Below are 15,867 nucleotides of genomic sequence, written 5' to 3'. Positions count from 1 at the left end.
GCTTGGCAACACAACAGGCCCTTTTCGGTGCCGCGACGCATGCGCGTCGCTGGGTGGACGATTACCGGGCCCATGCGGGCGCCGGCGGCGACGTGCTGTGCGCGGCGGAGGACGCGCCATGGCTGGCGATGTTCGAGGAGCTTGCCGCGCTGGTCGGCGACGATCTGGGCCATGCGCGCGAGCGGGTCCAACGCCATGCCGCCGACATCGGCACCGGCTTTCGCATCATCGGCGAGACGGAGGAGCGATCCTGGCCGCTCTCCCCGGTGCCGCTGCTGATCGACGGGGACGAATGGCGCCACATCGAGCGCGGCGTCGTGCAGCGCGCCGACCTGTTCGAGGCGATTCTGGCGGATCTCTATGGCGAGGCGAAGCTTGTCGCCCGCGGCCTTGTTCCGGCCGCATTGGTGACGGGCAGCCCCTTCTTCCTGCGCCAGCTCGTCGGCCTGACACCGCCGGGAGGACACCATCTGCATTTCGTGGCGGTGGACCTGGGGCGCGGCCCCACCGGCGAATGGCGTGTCCTGGCCGACCACCTGCGATCCCCAACGGGTGCGGGATATGCGCTGGAGAACCGGCTGGCCGTGAGCCGGACACTGGGCGGATTGCAGGCGCGGCTCAACGTCGCCCGGCACGCACCCTTCTTTGCCGCATTCCGCGACGGGCTCGCCGCCGCCTGCGCACGCACCGACCCGCGCATCGGGCTGCTGACGCCGGGGCGCTACAATCCGAGCTATCCCGAACAGGCGCATCTCGCGCGATATCTGGGGCTGTTGCTGGTGGAAGGCGCGGATCTCGCGGCCTTGGAAGACCGGGTCTATGTCCGCACCATCGGCGGGCTGAAGAGGATAGACGCGCTGTGGCGCCGGCTCGACCCCCGCTTTCTCGATCCGCTGGCGTTCGACACCCACTCCAAGATCGGCGTTCCGGGCCTGATCGATGCCTATGCCACCGGCAACGTGCTGCTCGCCAATGCGCCGGGCGTGGGCGTGCTGGAGGCGCCGGCGTGGAATGCCTTTCTGCCGCAATTGTGCACGCGGCTGACGGGCGCCGGGCTCAGCCTGCCCAATATCGCCACCTGGTGGTGCGGCCAGCCGACCGAGCGCGCGCGCGTGGAGGAGGACCTCGCCAATCTGCTGATCAGCCCCGCCTTCGGCGGCGGCACCCTTGGCCTGCCGGGCGACGCCCCGGTTTCGGGCGGCGACCTGACCGATGCGCAGCGCGCCACCTTGCTTGCCGATCTGGAGCGGCGCCCGCAGGATTATGTCGGGCAGGAGATCGTGCGGCTGTCGACCATGCCGGTGGTGGGTGACGAGGCGCTGGTCGCGCGGCCCTTCACGCTGCGCGTGTTCGCCGCGCGCGGCCCCGACGGGCGATGGGCGGTGCTCCCGGGCGGCTTCTGCCGGATCGGCGAGCATGCCGATCCGCGCGCGGCGGTAATGGGCGAGGGCAATTGGTCCGCCGACGTGGTGATCTACGGCCGCGATCCCGTCGACCCGGTGTCGCTGCTGCCGGCGCCCGATTCGCATCATGTGCGCCGCAACCCCGGCACGCTGCCGAGCCGGGTGGCGGACAATTTCTTCTGGCTGGGCCGCTATCTCGAGCGCGGCGAAGCACTGCTGGCGATCATTCGCGTGATGCTGGGCAATTCGATCGATGCCGACGGCGGCGCGGCGCTCGGGCCCGACACGGTCAGCCGGCTGGTCGGGATGCTGGCCGCCGCCGGCGCCGCACCACTGCCGACCGCGCTGAAACGGCCGGACCTGACGCAGATGGCGCGCACCGCGATGGAATCGGTGGGTGCTGGCTGGCAGTCCGTGGCCGAGATGAACGTGCAGGCGCGGCGCATCGGCAATGTCTCGCGCGATCGCCTGTCGGCGGACATGGTGCGGCTGCTGGATGCGCCCTTCCCCACGCATCGCGGCATGCTGGACCGGACCGGCTCGCTGCAGCGCCGCTATGCCGCGATCGCCGGCCTGTCGGCCGAGCATATGAGCCGGACGGCGGCCTGGCGGTTCCACGATCTGGGCCGGCGGATCGAGCGCGCGCTGGCGATCGTTCGCGCGACCCGCACCTTTGGCCTGCCCGGCGCATCGCTGGACGACCTGTCCACGCTGCTGGACCTCGCCAACAGCCAGATCAGCTATCGCCAGCGTTACCTGACGGGGCTGGCGCGCGTGCCGGTGCTCGATCTGGTCGCGCTCGATCCCGGCAACCCGCGCGCGCTGGCATTCCAGGTCGAGCGGATCTGGGAGCATCTGTGTGAGCTACCCGTGCTGCAGGACGATGGCATGGCAGAGGAGCAACAGGCGGAAGCGACAGAGCTGAAGGCGATGGTGTCGGTGGCGCGCGCCGCCACAATCAACGCCGACATGCTGAACACGACCGAGCGCCGCCTTTCCACCCTGTCCGACGCCATCGCGCGGCGCTATTTTCTGCAAGGCGCCGAGCCGCTTCGCGCGGGCGGGCTGACGCTGGCGTGAGCGACACCGATTTTCCGGACAACATGATCTACGACATCGCTCATATCACGCGCTTCGATTATGGCGCGCACGTCAAGTTCGCCCGGTGCAACCTGCGGCTGGAGCCGATCGACTGGCCCGGCCAACGGCTGGACTCCTATATGCTGCGCGTGTCGCCGGCCGGGCGGACCACGCCGGCGCGGGCCGAGGCGGGGCTGGCCAATGTCACGCGGCTGACGGTGGACGAACCGGTGCGCCGGCTGACGATCGAAAGCATCGCGCGCATCGCTGTGGACCGGCTGGTGCCCAACCCCGAAACAGGCGATCCGACGCTGGGCGAAGTAGCGGTAATGGCGCGCGACAGCCGCGACCTTACCGCCGCGGGCCCCTCCAGCTATCTGTTCCCCTCCCCCCTGATCCCGCTCGACCGGGAAATTGCCGCTTATTGCGCGCCCGATCTGGAGCCGGGGCGCAACGCGCTGGATGCGGGCATCGCCCTTGCCCGCCGCATCCAGCGCGATTTCGAGTTCGATCCGGCGGCGACGCTAGTGGATACGCCGCCGCACGAAGCCTTCGCCAAGCGCCGCGGCGTCTGCCAGGATTTCGCGCAGATCATGATCACCGGGCTGCGCGCCGCCGGGCTGCCGGCGGCCTATGCCTCGGGTTATATCCGCACCATTCCGCCACCCGGGCAGGAGCGGCTGGTCGGCGCCGATGCGACCCATGCCTGGGTCCTGCTGTGGTGCGGGCCGTCGCGCGGCTGGATCGGGCTGGATCCCACCAACGGCATCTGGATGGCGAGCGACCATATCGTGGTGGCGGTGGGCCGCGACTATGCCGAAATTGCCCCGGTTGATGGCGTCGTCCTGGGGTCGGGCGCACAGGAGATGAGCGTCTCCGTCGATGTCGCGCCGGTCGAGGAAGGCTGACAACGGGCAAAGCGGCGCTTGTGCCGCGGCGTTCCTGTCCCGATAGGCAGGCGCATGACTTCCCATCCCGCACCGCCCGGCATGCATCCCCGCGAATTCGTCGCCTTTGTCGCCGCCGTCATGGCGGTGAATGCGTTCGGCGTGGACCTGATGCTGCCGTCGCTGGCCGACATCGGGCACGAACTGGGCGTGACCCAGGCCAATCACCGCCAATGGATCATCACCGTCTATATGGTCGGCTTTGGCGCCGGGCAGCTGCTCTATGGCCCGCTGGCCGATCGTTATGGCCGGCGGCCAGTGCTGACGCTGACGCTGGCGGGATTCGTCGGAGCGAGCATCTTTGCCGCGGGATCGGCGAGCTTCGCCGCGCTGCTGGGCGCGCGGCTGCTGCAGGGGCTGATGTCGGCATCGACACGGGTGCTGGCGGTTGCCATCGTTCGTGACGGTTCATCCGGGCGACAAATGGCGCGAACCATGTCGGTGGCGCAGATGATCTTCTTCCTGGTGCCGATCCTGGCGCCCTCGCTGGGGCAGCTGCTGCTGGCGTTCGGGCCGTGGCGCTTCATCTTCTACGCGTTGGGCGGCTTTGCGGCCCTGGTGCTCGCCTGGACGCTGGTGCGCCTGCCGGAAACGCTGCCGGTGGCACGGCGCGTGCCGATCTCGCTGGCGACGCTCAGCGCCAACTACCGGCTGACGCTCACCAACCGATATTCGCTGGGCTATGCCATTGCAGCGTCGCTGACCTTTGGCGGGATCATCGCCTTCGTATCGCTGTCACAGCAGATCTTCGTCGATGAATTCGGCGCGGGCGACCGCTTCACCCTGCTGTTCGCCATTTGCGCCTGCGCGATGGGCGCGGCGTCCTTCATGAATGCCAAGCTGGTCGAACGGCTTGGCACGCGCCTGATCTCGCAGACGGCGGTGCTGGGGCTGATCGCGCTGTCGATCGTGCATGTCGCGGTGACGGTGACCGGCGTGGAAACGCTATGGAGCTACATCTTCTTCCAGGCGCTCAGCATGACGTGCATCGGCCTGTGCGGCGCGAACTTCGGCGCAATGGCGATGGAGCCGGTGGGGCATATCGCCGGCACCGCTTCGTCATTGCAGGGCTTCATCACCAGCATCGGCGCGGTCGTCGTGGGATCGGCGATCGGGCAATCCTATGCCGGGACGACCACCCCGCTGGCGATCGGCTATCTGGCGATCGGCCTTGTCGTGCTGGGCATCATCTGGGTGGTGGAAGGCGGAGAGCTGTTCCACGCGCGAATGCGCTGATCGAGGCACGGCTGCGCCACCGGCGGGATGAAACTCGACGGTGGGCGCGGTGTCAGGCCTAGCGGAACGGGCGCAGCAGCTGACGTTCCGCAGGATCGATGATCGCAGCGGCGAAGAAGATCGGCGTATCGCCCCGCAACGGACGAGCTGGCCTGGTCAGCGGCAGCGGATCCGCCTCGTCATAGACGATGGGGACCGGCAGGTGCTGCGCCAGCGGATCAGCCTCCGGATAGGAGCGCGGGCTTTCGCCTCCACGGGGCCGGACCGGATCGGCCATAATCACATCATACGGCATGGCCATGGTTAGGTCAGCCATGCTGTCGGATCAATTGGCTTCGTGATATAACAGATCAACTTTGCGACGAATGGAAGGGAACATTGCGTTGCTCCCCTTCCCCTCCCTCAGTGCGGCACGGCACCCAGCTCCACCCCAGTCTTGTCGTGCAGGGCGAAGCGATCGACCAGATCGGCGCTGGCCTTGTTGTAGCCGATGATGGACACGATGGAGCCTTCGCGGCGGAGGCGGGCGACAATCTTGTCGAGCGCACCGACGGCGGAAATGTCCCAGAAATGCGCGGCGGTGACATCGATCGTCACTGGCCGCCCCTCCTCCGAACGGAAAGCGCGCGCGAAGCGGTCGACGGAGGCGAAGAAGATCTCCCCCTCCACCCGGTAGGTGGTGCCCGCGCCGTCCGGCTCGCGCACCACGGCGAACATGCGCTGCACCTTGCCGGCGAAGAAGATGCCCGACAGCAGCACACCGGCCAGCACCCCCTGCGCCAGATCGCGGGTGGTGACGACCACCGCGACCGTCACCAGCATGACGATCGAGGAGGTGGGCGGGTGTCGGCGCAGGTTGGGAATCGAATTCCAGCTGAAGGTACCGATCGACACCATGATCATCACCGCCACCAGCGCCGGCATCGGGATCTGCCCCACGACAGGACCGAGCACCGCGAGCAGGAACAGCAAAAAGGCGCCGGCAACGAAGGTCGACAGCCGCTTGCGACCGCCGGAAGTGACGTTGATCACCGATTGGCCGATCATCGCGCAGCCGCCCATGCCGCCGACCAGCGCGGCGGCGAGATTCGCCCCGCCCTGCCCCATGCATTCGCGGCGCTTGTCGCTGTCCGTATCGGTCATGTCGTCCACGATCTGCGCGGTCAGCAGCGATTCGAGCAGGCCGACGGCCGCCATGGTCAGTGAGTAAGGGAGGATGATGCGCAGCGTTTCCAGCGTGAGCGGCACCTGCGGCAGCGTCAGGCTGGGGAACCCCTGGGGCAGCTGGCCCATGTCGCCGACGGTACGGACCGGCAGGCCAAGCGCGACACCGGCCCCGGCGAGCACCAGGATTGCAACCAGCGGCGACGGCACCGCGCGGGTCAGCCGCGGCAGGAGATAGATGATGGCGAGCCCCGCCGCGACCATCGCATAGGTGTGCCAGGTGACGCCGGTGAACTGCGGCAGCTGCGCCATGAAGATCAGGATCGCCAGCGCATTGACGAAGCCGGTGATCACCGAGCGCGACACGAATTGCATGACGAGGTGGAGGCGCAGCAAGCCGGCGGCGACCTGAAGCGCGGCCATCAGGATGGTGGCGGCGAACAGATAATCGACGCCATGATCGCGCACGAGCGGCGTCACCACGACGGCAACGGCGGCGGTGGCGGCGGAGATCATGGCAGGCCGCCCGCCAAGGAACGAGATCACGATGGCGATCGCCACCGAGGCGTAGAGGCCGACGCGCGGATCAACCCCGGCGATGATCGAGAAACCGATCGCCTCCGGAATCAGCGCGAGGGCGACAACGATCCCCGCCAGGACATCGCGGCGCGCCTCTGCGGCGCTGGCGAACCATTCGGTTCGGACACGGGAGAAAAGGGTCATGGGCCTGTGGTGAACAACGCACGCCGCCCCACCTGATGCAGGGCCGGGCTGATGGGGGCATGTGCGAGTTGCCCGGCGGATCGGCGGCCGGGATAGCCACCCGGAGTTGCACCGGGTCCTTGCGAGTGGTCTTGGTCTAGTCGCAAGCGCAGGGTGAATTCAAGCCTTGCGCCGTCAGCCGCCAGACTTCGACAGGACAAAGGCCAGCAGGAATCCGCTGACGGCGATCAGGCCGGAATAATCGTGTGTCGCTTCGGTCGCTTCCGGGATCATCGTATCGACCAGCATCGCCAGAATGGCGCCGGCAGCCAGCGCGGTGATGGCCGCGATCATTCCGGGCGTGGCACCGGCGAGCGCGACATTGCCGATCATCGCCGCCACGCCGGACGCAAGCGCAATCCCGCCCCACACGCCGAAGACGTAGCGCGCGCTTCGCCCTGCGCGCTTCATGCCGGCGGCGCTCGACAGCCCCTCCGGCACGTTCGACAGGAACACCGCCGCGACCGTCACCGCATCGACGCCGCGCCCGTCCAGCAGGCTGATCCCGATCACCACCGATTCGGGAATCCCGTCCAGCAGAGCGCCGATCGCGATCGCCGCGCCGGAGCTTTCCACCGCGCCATGCTGGCGCTCGTCGGGATTGGAGCCGGATCGCTTGCGATGCCGCGCACCGCGGCGCGAGACGATGATATTGGCAATCGTATAGGCCAGGGCGCCGCCCAGAAAACCGGTCGCGGTGGCGGTAAAGCCTCCCTGCCGATAGGCCTCGTCCATCAGATCAAAGGCCACGGCGGAGATGAGAACGCCGGCGCCGACCGCCATGATCGCGGCGATGAGGCGCTGCGGCAGGGTTGCGACCCAGGCGATGGCGGCACCCAGCACAAGCGCGGACCCGCCCAGCAGCCCCCAGAACCCTGCCACCAACGCGCCCTGCACCGACCCTCGCTTTCACACCGGATGAGACAGGCCCAACGCCTCGATCGGCAAAGCTCTCCCCAAGCTGGCGATCAAGGCGCCAGAAACGGTGCCGCAATCTCCGGCCGGACGCGCACCAGCCGCCCGCTCGCGCGGTCCAGCAACGCCCAGGTGGTGATCCCCTCCACCAGCACCCGGCCGGCGCCATCGGCGAAGCGAAAGTGGCGGTTGAAGCGGGCACCGCGTGGCGGATCGGGCACCCATGTCTCCCCGGTGGCGAAGCCGCCCTCCGCCAGATTGCCGCGATAGTCGATCTCATGCCGGGTCACGACCCAGACGTAGGCGGTGCGATGGTCCGCCGGGGCAACCGCCTCCCAATGGGCGACCGCCAGATCCTGTATCCAGCGGACCCAGACGGCATTGTTCACATGGCCCAGCTCATCGATGTCCGCCGCCTGCGCCGTGAAGCTCTTCGTGAAGCTCATCGTTCCTTCCACCACCGCACGAACTGAAAGATCGCGAATCCGCCGCTGAGCACGGCCACGCCCATCAACAACGTCTGGCGGCTGGGGCGCAGCCGGCCGGCAAGCTCCGTCACCGCTTCACCGAACCAATAGCCAAGCGCCGTGAACAGGCTGGCCCAGATCAGCGCGGCAAGCGCGTTGATGGTGACAAAGGTCGTCGCGGGTACGCGGCTGGTGCCAATCGCCAGCGGGCTGACGGTGCGGAAGCCGTACAGAAAGCGGAAGGCGAAGATGAAGCCGACGGGGTAACGCTCCAGCAGCCGCAACGCCTTGGCAAAAGCGCGCTTCTGCATCCATCGCTGCACGAACGGCCGATCGCGGTAGCGGCGTCCGGCGGCGAAGAAGAACTGGTCCGCCAGGAACGATCCCAACGCCCCGGCGGCAAGCGCCAGCGGCCAGGCGATCAGCCCCTGATGCGCGATCAGCCCGCCGGCGATCACCGCGGTCTCCCCCTCCAGCATGGTACCGGCGAACACCGCGGCGACACCCCAGCGGGCGATGATCGCCTCGATGGTCATGACGTGGACCTGAGGCCCATGGCCGGCGCTCCCCTCACGCCTCCACGCCGAGTTGCCACAGGACAAAGGCATGTTCCTCGGCCGCTTCACGCAGGCTTTCGAACCGGCCGGACTTGCCGCCGTGACCGGCGCCCATGTTGGTCTTCAGCAACAGGATGTTGTCGTCCGTCTTGGTCGCGCGCAGCTTCGCGGCCCATTTGGCCGGCTCCCAATAGGTGACGCGCGGATCGTTGAGGCCGCCTGAAATGAACAGCGGCGGATAGGCCTGCGCGCGGACGTTATCATAGGGGCTGTAGCTGCGGATCAGCTGGAAGGCGGCGGGATCGGAGATCGGATTGCCCCATTCGGGCCATTCGCCGGGCGTGAGCGGCAGGCTTTCGTCCATCATCGTGTTCAGCACGTCGACGAACGGAACGTCGGCGATCACCGCGCCCCACAGCTCCGGATCGGAATTCACCACCGCGCCCATCAGCTCGCCGCCGGCGGACCGGCCCGCGATGGCGATGCGGCCCTCGCTGGTCCAGCGCTGATCGATCAGCCCGCGCGCCACGTCCACGAAGTCGTTGAACGTGTTGGTGCGCTTTTCGAGCTTGCCGTCGTGATACCATTGCTGGCCCAGATCATCACCGCCCCGGATATGCGCGATGGCATAAGCGAAGCCGCGATCGAGCAGCGACAGCCGCCCGGTCGAAAAGCCCGGCGGGATGGCGTGGCCGTAGGCGCCATAAGCATAAAGGAACAGCGGACGGCTGCCGTCCTTCGGGAATTCTGCCGGATAGACAATCGACACGGGCACTTGCGTGCCATCGCGCGCAGTGATGTGCAGCCGCTCGGTACGATAGCGGCCGGCATCATAGCCGCAGGGGATCTCCTGCACCTTCAGCGTCGCCAGGGTGCGCGTGGCGGTGTCGTAATCATAAACGGTGCCCGGCGTGACCATCGATTCGTAGCCGACGCGCAGGACGGTCTGGTCATGTTCGGGATTGTCGCCGAGGCCAGCGGCATAGCTCGCCTCCGGAAAGGCGATCCGTTCGCCCTCCGCCGGCGCGTCGTAGCGGTGGATCGCCACCTGATCGAGGCCGTCCTCGCGCCCCTCCACGACGAAGAAGTCACGGTAGCATTCGACGCCCGTCATGTAGAAATGCGCCGAGGGGCCGATCAGTTCGGTCCATTCACCCGGCGCGCTGATCGGCGCCGTGACGAGCCGCCACATCGAGTTCACGTCATTGGTGTGGATGAACAACGTGTCGCCGTGCGTGTCCACGTCATATTCGCGGCCAGGCTGGCGCGGCGCGACAAGGATCGGATCGGCCAGCGGATCGGTGGCGGGGAGCAGGCGGACCTCGCTGGTCACGTGATCGCCCGTCCCGATCACGATCCAGCGGCGATCGCTGGTTTCAGCCACTGCGACGCGATAGCCCTCATCTTCCTCGTGATAGAGCTCGATATCTTGCGCAGGATCGGTGCCGAGCCGGTGGAGCCGGGCATTGTCCGTGCGCCATTCCTTGTTGGCGAGGCCGTAAAGGAAGCCACTGTCATCCGCGGTCCACACGATATCGGACAGCATGCCCGGGATCGTATCGGGAAGCAGCGTGCCGGTGGCGAGATCCTTCACATGGATGGTGAAGCGTTCGGAGCCGTTATCGTCGATGGCATAGGCCAGCTTCATCCCGTCGTTCGACACGGCGAACGCGCCGAGGCGGAAATATTCCTTGCCCTCCGCCAGCGCCGGCTCGTCCAGCAGCAGCTCGCCCGGCCCGCCGGCGACGGGCTTGCGCCACCATTTGCGATACTGGCCGCCGGTCTCGAACGCGGTCCAGTACAGCCAGTCGCCGTCCTTTTGCGGCACGGACGACTCGTCTTCCTTGATGCGCGCCTTCATCTCTTCATAGAGCCGGTCGACCAGGGGGCGGTGCGGCGCCATGGCGGCCTCGAAATAGGCGTTCTCCTCCTTCAGATAGTCGAGGACGTCGCTGTCGTTCACATCGGGATAGTTCGGGTCTTTCAGCCACGCCCAGGGATCATCGATGGTGACGGCATGGGCCGTGAACTGATGGGGGCGAGTGGCGGCGACGGGGGGCTTTGGAAGCGTCATTCCTCCTTTGTGGCGATCAGCAACGGTTCTGTCGACCTGAGCCGATTGCAGTAATTGCAATCGAGCAAAAACCTTTTGCACTTGCGGAATGTTGTGTTGCGGTGCACAAGGATCGGGCCTTTCAGGCATCCTCTCCTAAAAACTTTCATGGCCGATCCCTCGCGGGTCGGCCCTTTTTTTGTGCCATGAACGCCGGAACGAGTGGCTTGCCTGTGCGCTGAGCCTGGGCAATGGCGGGCGGGACCGTCACACAGGGGGGATTACAACATGGCCGGTGGCCTCGTCGCATTGCTCGACGACATTGCCGCACTCGCAAAGCTGGCCGCGGCCAGCCTGGACGATGTAGCCGGCGCCTCGGCCAAGGCCGGATCCAAGGCGGTCGGCGTCGTCATCGACGACACGGCGGTCACCCCGCGCTACGTCACGGGGCTGTCGCCGACGCGCGAGCTACCGATCATCTGGAAGATCGCGCTCGGCAGCCTGCGCAACAAGCTGCTGTTCCTGCTGCCCGCCGCGCTGATCCTGTCTGCCTTTGCGCCCTGGGCGATCACCCCGATCCTGATGGCGGGCGGCGCCTTCCTCTGCTTCGAAGGCGCGGAGAAGATCATCGAGGCGCTCAGCGGCGAGCATCACGGCGAGGAAGCGGTCGAGATCACCGATCCCAAGCAGCTGGAGGACCGGCAGGTCGCGGGGGCGATTCGCACCGACCTGATCCTGTCGGGCGAGATCATGGCAATCGCGCTGGCGGAACTGGCGGACCAGAGCATCGTCAACCAGGCGATCGCGCTGGCGCTGGTCGGCCTGGCGATCACCGCGGGCGTCTATGGCGCGGTGGCGCTGATCGTGAAGATGGACGACATCGGCCTGTCGCTCGCGCGGCGGCCCGGCGCGGGGACACAGGCGCTCGGGCGCGGGCTGGTTTCCGCCATGCCGGTGGTGCTGAAGGCGCTGGGCACGATCGGCACGGCGGCAATGCTGTGGGTGGGCGGGCAGATCATCGTCCACGGCCTGCATGAATTTCACCTGACGCCCTTGCCCGAATGGATCGAGCATGCCGCCGAAGCCGCGCGCCATGCAGTGCCGGGGATCGGCGGCATGGCGGCTTGGGTCGTCAATGCGGGGCTGTCGGCGGTCTTCGGCTTCGTGATCGGCGGCGTGATCGCCGGGCTGCTTCACCTCAAGCCGAAGAAGCATTGAGGCGTCACCTGCGGCCTCGTTATCCGCGCGCTTCCACTTCCACGCGCGGCCGGAGCGGGTGATGCGGGTCCTTACGCGGCGCTACGCGTCAGGCTGAGGAAGACGTCCTCCAGATCGGCCTCGCGCGTGGACACGTCCGCGATTGCGAAGCCGGCCCCCTGTACCGCCGCGAGCACCTCGCCGGCATTCACCTGATCCTTGGAATAAGTGATCTCCAGCGTGCGCTCGCCCTTCAGCGCGATCTTCTGGAAGCATGGCGCCTGCGGCAGCGTGGAAACATCGCGCTCCACCGTGACTTCGACCACCTTCTCCTGCGCGCGGCTCAACAGCTGGCGGGTTGGCTCGTTCGCCACCACCGTGCCGTGATTGATGATCGCGATGCGATCACACAGCTCCTCGGCTTCCTCGAGATAATGGGTGGTCAGCACGACGGTGACCCCGCCAGCGTTCAGTTCGCGCACATAGGCCCAGAGCTGCTGGCGAAGCTCAATGTCCACACCGGCGGTAGGCTCGTCCAGCACCAGCACGGGCGGCGAATGGACCATCGCCTTGGCCACCATCAGCCGCCGCTTCATGCCGCCCGACAACGTGCGGGCATAAGCATCCGCCTTATCGGCGAGGTGAACGGCCCGTAGCAGCTCCATCGATCGGCGCTGCGACTTGGGAATGCCGTAGAGGCCGGCCTGGATCTCCAGCGTCTCGATCGGCGTGAAGAACGGATCGAACAGGATCTCCTGATTGACGATGCCGATCGACGCCTTGGCATTGCGGGGATGCGCATCGATGTCGAAGCCCCAGATCGACGCCGTGCCGCTGGTCTTGTTGACGAGGCCGGCCAGGATGTTGATCAGCGTCGACTTGCCCGCGCCATTTGGCCCGAGCAGGCCGAAGATCTGGCCGCGCGGCACATCAAATGTCACCCCGTCGAGCGCGCGCTTGCCGCCCTGATAGGTCTTGCAGAGGTTCTGGATGGCGATCGCTGCGTCGGTCATGCCTCGCGAATTAGGCGGGTGCGGGGATGATTGCTAGCGGCGCTGCGCCTTGCTAACGCGCGTTCCATGTTGCCGCCGCCCCAGATCACCCGAGTTTCGCACCACCGCGTCGCCTGCGACGGCGCGCATGACGGTATTCCCGCCGCGCTTGGCCATCCGCGCGTGTGGCTGGAGATCGATGAAACGGGCTATGTCGATTGCGGCTATTGCGACCGGCGCTTCGTGCTGATCGGTAGCCCGGCCGACGGTGCGGACCAGGCGAGCCTGCCGGATCATGGAGACGGCGCGGGCCGTTGATCCAGGTTTCGCCGTCACCCCGCACTTGATCCGGGGTCCAATCCTCCGCCCGCGCTGCGCCTGGAAGTCGGGTGGCAGCGCTCGCCGCGCGATTGATCCCGGATCAGGTCGGGAATGACGGATCTTGTTGTTGGCGGCGCAGCCTTTGCCATCCCGCTGCAACACCCTACATCAGGGACATGACCGCCACCGACCCCCGCTCGTTCCTGTACCGCGACTCGCTCGACCCCGACGCCGCGAAGGTCCTCACCGCCGACGCGCTCGGCCGTGCCGATGACGGCGAATTGTACCTTCAGTACAAGAAGTCCGAGGCGTTCGGCTTCGATGACGGGCGGCTGAAGACGGCGAGCTACGATACGCATTCCGGCTTCGGCCTGCGCGCGGTGTCGGGCGAGATGACCGCCTTTGCGCATGCGAGCGAGCTTTCGGAAGCGGCGATCAAGCGCGCTGCGGAAACGATGCAGCTGATCGACCCGTCGAGCGGCCCCAAGGCGGGCCCGCCCACCGGCACCAACCAGCGGCTCTATACCGATGGCGATCCGCTCGACCTGGTGCCGTTCGCCGATAAGGTGAACCTCTGCCAGACGATCGACGCCACCGCCCGCGCGCGCGATCCGCGCGTGGCGCAGGTCTCGGTCGGTCTGTCGGGCACCTGGAGCGTGGTCGAGATTGTCCGGCCGGATGGCTTTGTCGCGACCGACGTTCGCCCGCTGGTGCGGCTGAACGTGTCGATCGTGGTGGAACAGAATGGTCGGCGCGAAACGGGCACGTTCGGGATCGGCGGGCGCTACCTTTACGACTCCCTTTTCGATGAGAAGACCTGGAACCGCGCGATCGACGAGGCGCTGGCGCAGGCGCTGGTCAATCTCGATTCGGTTGCCGCGCCGGCGGGCGAGTTCACCGTGCTGCTCGGGCCGGGCTGGCCGGGCGTGCTGCTTCATGAGGCGATCGGCCACGGACTGGAGGGCGATTTCAACCGCAAGGGCACCAGCGCCTTCTCCGGCCGGATTGGCGAGCAGGTGGCGGCGCGCGGCGTGACGGTGGTGGACGACGGGTCGATCCGCGATCGCCGCGGCTCTCTGACCATTGACGACGAGGGCACGCCGACGCGCGAGACGATCCTGATCGAGGACGGCTTCCTCAAGGGCTATATGCAGGATCGCCTGAACGCGCGCCTGATGGGTGTCGAGCCGACCGGCAACGGCCGGCGCGAAAGCTTCGCGCACGCGCCGATGCCGCGCATGACCAACACTTTCATGAAAGCGGGCAACGACGATCCTGCCGAGCTGCTCAGCCGCGTGAAGAATGGCATTTTCGCCAAATCTTTCGGCGGCGGTCAGGTCGATATCGTATCGGGCAAGTTCGTCTTTTCCTGCACCGAGGCGTACAAGGTGGAGAACGGAAAGATCGGCGCTCCGATCAAGGGCGCGACGCTGATCGGCGACGGCCCGACCGTTCTGACCAAGGTGCTGGGCGTCGGCAACGACTTCGCGCTGGACGAGGGCGTGGGCATGTGCGGCAAGGGCGGGCAAAGCGTACCCGCCGGCGTGGGCCAGCCGACGCTGCTGGTTGGCGGTCTGACCGTGGGTGGGACGGCGGCCTGACGGCGGCGATCAGAATCCGGAGATCAGCCCGTCGATCGCAGATTTTATGACATGATCGCGGTCCGCGAGTGAAGCAACCTTGTCCCTTAGCTGGGACCGTTCCACCGCCCTCATGAACTGGGTGGCCATGCGCAGTTCCTGCCCGTCGATTTCAAAACGCGGGTTCAAGCGCTCGGGCCAGCCCATTCTTCTCCCGCGTTGCGCAAGGGTGCGACCACGCGCGACCTGAGGCCGCTGAGCAGATCGCTCTGGCAGTCGAGAACGAAGCCGTGGTCCTTGATCCGGTAGACGTCAAATGGCGCCATCAAAGCACGCGCAGGGTCGACAACGGAATCCCGTTCTCGTCGATCCAACGGTTATGCGCATCAATCCACTCGCGATGTTCCTCTTGCCACCGCCGCGCGCGAACGGCTTCGGCCGCCTTGCGGATCGCCGGCTCGCTAACCTGCGAAAGGTTGACGCCCGCCTCTCGCGCGAAGGCGACGATACCGGTATCGATCGACATGTTGACCGGCTTCCGCTTTCCGGAGGCGATGGGGTCACGCTTCATGCGCCTGAAATTTACGCATGAGAGACACGCGTCAACGCGAGGAGCATTCACCATGGCCGAGTTCTTCCCCGCCCTCTCCGATGCGCACCGCCTGTTCGTCGAACGCCAACCCGTCTTCTTCGTCGCCACCGCCGCGGAAGGATCGCGGATCAATCTCAGTCCCAAGGGCATGGACAGCTTCCGCGTGCTGGACGATCGCACCGTTGCCTATCTGGACGTGGTCGGATCGGGCAATGAAACCAATGCGCACCTGCTGGCGGATGGGCGCATCACCATCATGTTCTGCGCCTTCGATCAGCCGGCGCTGATCTTCCGCATCTATGGCAAAGGGCGCGCCGTGCTGCCGCAGGATGCCGAATGGACTGCGCTGCACGCGCAGTTCACGCCGTTGCCGGGCACGCGCCAGATCTTCGTCATCGCGATCGATCAGGTGCAGACATCGTGCGGATGGGGCGTGCCGCAGATGACGCTGGAGCATCCGCGCGAGACGCTGAACAAGTACAACGCCAAATATAGCGACGAGGATCGGCTGGATTATTGGCGCGCGGTGGACGGCAAGAGCATCGATGGCCTGCCGACGCGCCTGCCCGATGCCCTGCCCGGCTGATCTATCGGCGGCACG

The 15,867-nt window shown here is 66.7% G+C and carries 16 protein-coding genes and 1 other annotated feature; of the genes, 7 read left to right on the top strand and 9 right to left on the bottom strand.

The genetic code is table 11. The features are described 5' to 3' along the window. Positions 1 to 2: 2 nt before the first annotated feature. The 3 genes from BMX36_RS14375 to BMX36_RS14365 all read left to right on the top strand — a co-directional run bounded on the left by BMX36_RS14375 (position 3) and on the right by BMX36_RS14365 (position 4,666). Positions 3 to 2,483: a circularly permuted type 2 ATP-grasp protein gene (locus tag BMX36_RS14375; protein WP_093066569.1), complete on the top strand. Its 2,481-nt coding sequence runs from the start codon at positions 3 to 5 to the stop codon at positions 2,481 to 2,483. A gap of 23 nt (positions 2,484 to 2,506) precedes the next feature. After that, positions 2,507 to 3,391 (top strand): transglutaminase family protein, encoded by an 885-nt coding sequence (locus tag BMX36_RS14370; RefSeq protein ID WP_093066973.1) that lies wholly within the window; start codon positions 2,507 to 2,509, stop codon positions 3,389 to 3,391. An 81-nt stretch (positions 3,392 to 3,472) separates the two neighbouring features. After that, complete coding sequence (locus BMX36_RS14365) at positions 3,473 to 4,666, top strand: multidrug effflux MFS transporter (protein ID WP_066781931.1); 1,194 nt, start codon at positions 3,473 to 3,475, stop codon at positions 4,664 to 4,666. Positions 4,667 to 4,724: 58 nt separating this feature from the next. Here BMX36_RS14365 and BMX36_RS14360 read toward each other — a convergent pair whose 3' ends face one another. The 6 genes from BMX36_RS14360 to BMX36_RS14335 all read right to left on the bottom strand — a co-directional run bounded on the left by BMX36_RS14360 (position 4,725) and on the right by BMX36_RS14335 (position 10,605). Then, positions 4,725 to 4,982 (bottom strand): hypothetical protein, encoded by a 258-nt coding sequence (locus BMX36_RS14360; RefSeq protein WP_143058577.1) that lies wholly within the window; start codon positions 4,980 to 4,982, stop codon positions 4,725 to 4,727. Between the two features lie 86 nt (positions 4,983 to 5,068). Beyond that, complete coding sequence (locus BMX36_RS14355; RefSeq protein ID WP_093066565.1) at positions 5,069 to 6,553, bottom strand: SulP family inorganic anion transporter; 1,485 nt, start codon at positions 6,551 to 6,553, stop codon at positions 5,069 to 5,071. A gap of 66 nt (positions 6,554 to 6,619) precedes the next feature. Next, positions 6,620 to 6,675 (bottom strand) — a sequence feature (sul1 is cis-regulatory element that is thought to sense ions involved in sulfur or methionine metabolism; They are found in Alphaproteobacteria). A gap of 52 nt (positions 6,676 to 6,727) precedes the next feature. Then, entirely contained in the window at positions 6,728 to 7,489 is a 762-nt protein-coding gene (locus BMX36_RS14350; protein ID WP_066781928.1) for a ZIP family metal transporter, read from the bottom strand. A gap of 71 nt (positions 7,490 to 7,560) precedes the next feature. Continuing rightward, positions 7,561 to 7,953 carry an acyl-CoA thioesterase gene (locus tag BMX36_RS14345; protein WP_093066563.1) on the bottom strand — a complete coding sequence of 131 codons (393 nt, stop codon included), beginning with the start codon at positions 7,951 to 7,953 and terminating at the stop codon, positions 7,561 to 7,563. Then, positions 7,950 to 8,510, bottom strand: a complete 561-nt coding sequence (locus tag BMX36_RS14340; RefSeq protein ID WP_093066561.1) for a DedA family protein — start codon at positions 8,508 to 8,510, stop codon at positions 7,950 to 7,952. The genes BMX36_RS14345 and BMX36_RS14340 overlap by 4 nt, the downstream gene beginning before the upstream one ends. A 34-nt stretch (positions 8,511 to 8,544) precedes the next feature. Further along, the gene (locus BMX36_RS14335; protein WP_093066559.1) at positions 8,545 to 10,605 is read right to left on the bottom strand and encodes a S9 family peptidase; all 2,061 of its coding nucleotides are present in this window, start codon (positions 10,603 to 10,605) and stop codon (positions 8,545 to 8,547) included. Positions 10,606 to 10,872: 267 nt separating this feature from the next. On the opposite strand from BMX36_RS14335, the gene BMX36_RS14330 reads away from it, so the two are divergent. Further along, positions 10,873 to 11,802: a DUF808 domain-containing protein gene (locus BMX36_RS14330; RefSeq protein WP_093066557.1), complete on the top strand. Its 930-nt coding sequence runs from the start codon at positions 10,873 to 10,875 to the stop codon at positions 11,800 to 11,802. Between the two features lie 71 nt (positions 11,803 to 11,873). On the opposite strand, the gene BMX36_RS14325 is transcribed toward BMX36_RS14330, so the two are convergent. Further along, on the bottom strand, positions 11,874 to 12,794 hold the full coding sequence (locus BMX36_RS14325; protein WP_066781923.1) for an ABC transporter ATP-binding protein: 921 nt from the start codon (positions 12,792 to 12,794) through the stop codon (positions 11,874 to 11,876). Positions 12,795 to 12,860: 66 nt separating this feature from the next. Between BMX36_RS14325 and BMX36_RS14320 the strand changes: the two genes are divergently transcribed. After that, on the top strand, positions 12,861 to 13,091 hold the full coding sequence (locus BMX36_RS14320) for a zinc-finger domain-containing protein (protein WP_066781922.1): 231 nt from the start codon (positions 12,861 to 12,863) through the stop codon (positions 13,089 to 13,091). Positions 13,092 to 13,270: 179 nt separating this feature from the next. Then, entirely contained in the window at positions 13,271 to 14,695 is a 1,425-nt protein-coding gene (gene tldD / locus BMX36_RS14315; protein WP_093066555.1) for a metalloprotease TldD, read from the top strand. Positions 14,696 to 14,704: 9 nt separating this feature from the next. Here the strand turns inward: tldD and BMX36_RS21945 are convergent, their stop codons facing one another. After that, complete coding sequence (locus tag BMX36_RS21945) at positions 14,705 to 14,881, bottom strand: CcdB family protein (protein WP_218142178.1); 177 nt, start codon at positions 14,879 to 14,881, stop codon at positions 14,705 to 14,707. A 118-nt stretch (positions 14,882 to 14,999) separates the two neighbouring features. Beyond that, the gene (locus BMX36_RS14305; RefSeq protein ID WP_093066553.1) at positions 15,000 to 15,245 is read right to left on the bottom strand and encodes a type II toxin-antitoxin system CcdA family antitoxin; all 246 of its coding nucleotides are present in this window, start codon (positions 15,243 to 15,245) and stop codon (positions 15,000 to 15,002) included. Positions 15,246 to 15,297: 52 nt separating this feature from the next. On the opposite strand from BMX36_RS14305, the gene BMX36_RS14300 reads away from it, so the two are divergent. Further along, positions 15,298 to 15,852 (top strand): pyridoxamine 5'-phosphate oxidase family protein, encoded by a 555-nt coding sequence (locus tag BMX36_RS14300; RefSeq protein WP_066781919.1) that lies wholly within the window; start codon positions 15,298 to 15,300, stop codon positions 15,850 to 15,852. The last annotated feature ends 15 nt before the right edge of the window (positions 15,853 to 15,867 follow it).

The organism is Sphingomonas sp. OV641, from assembly GCF_900109205.1.
Lineage (GTDB): Bacteria > Pseudomonadota > Alphaproteobacteria > Sphingomonadales > Sphingomonadaceae > Sphingomonas.
This window is presented reverse-complemented; position numbering and strand designations above follow the sequence as displayed.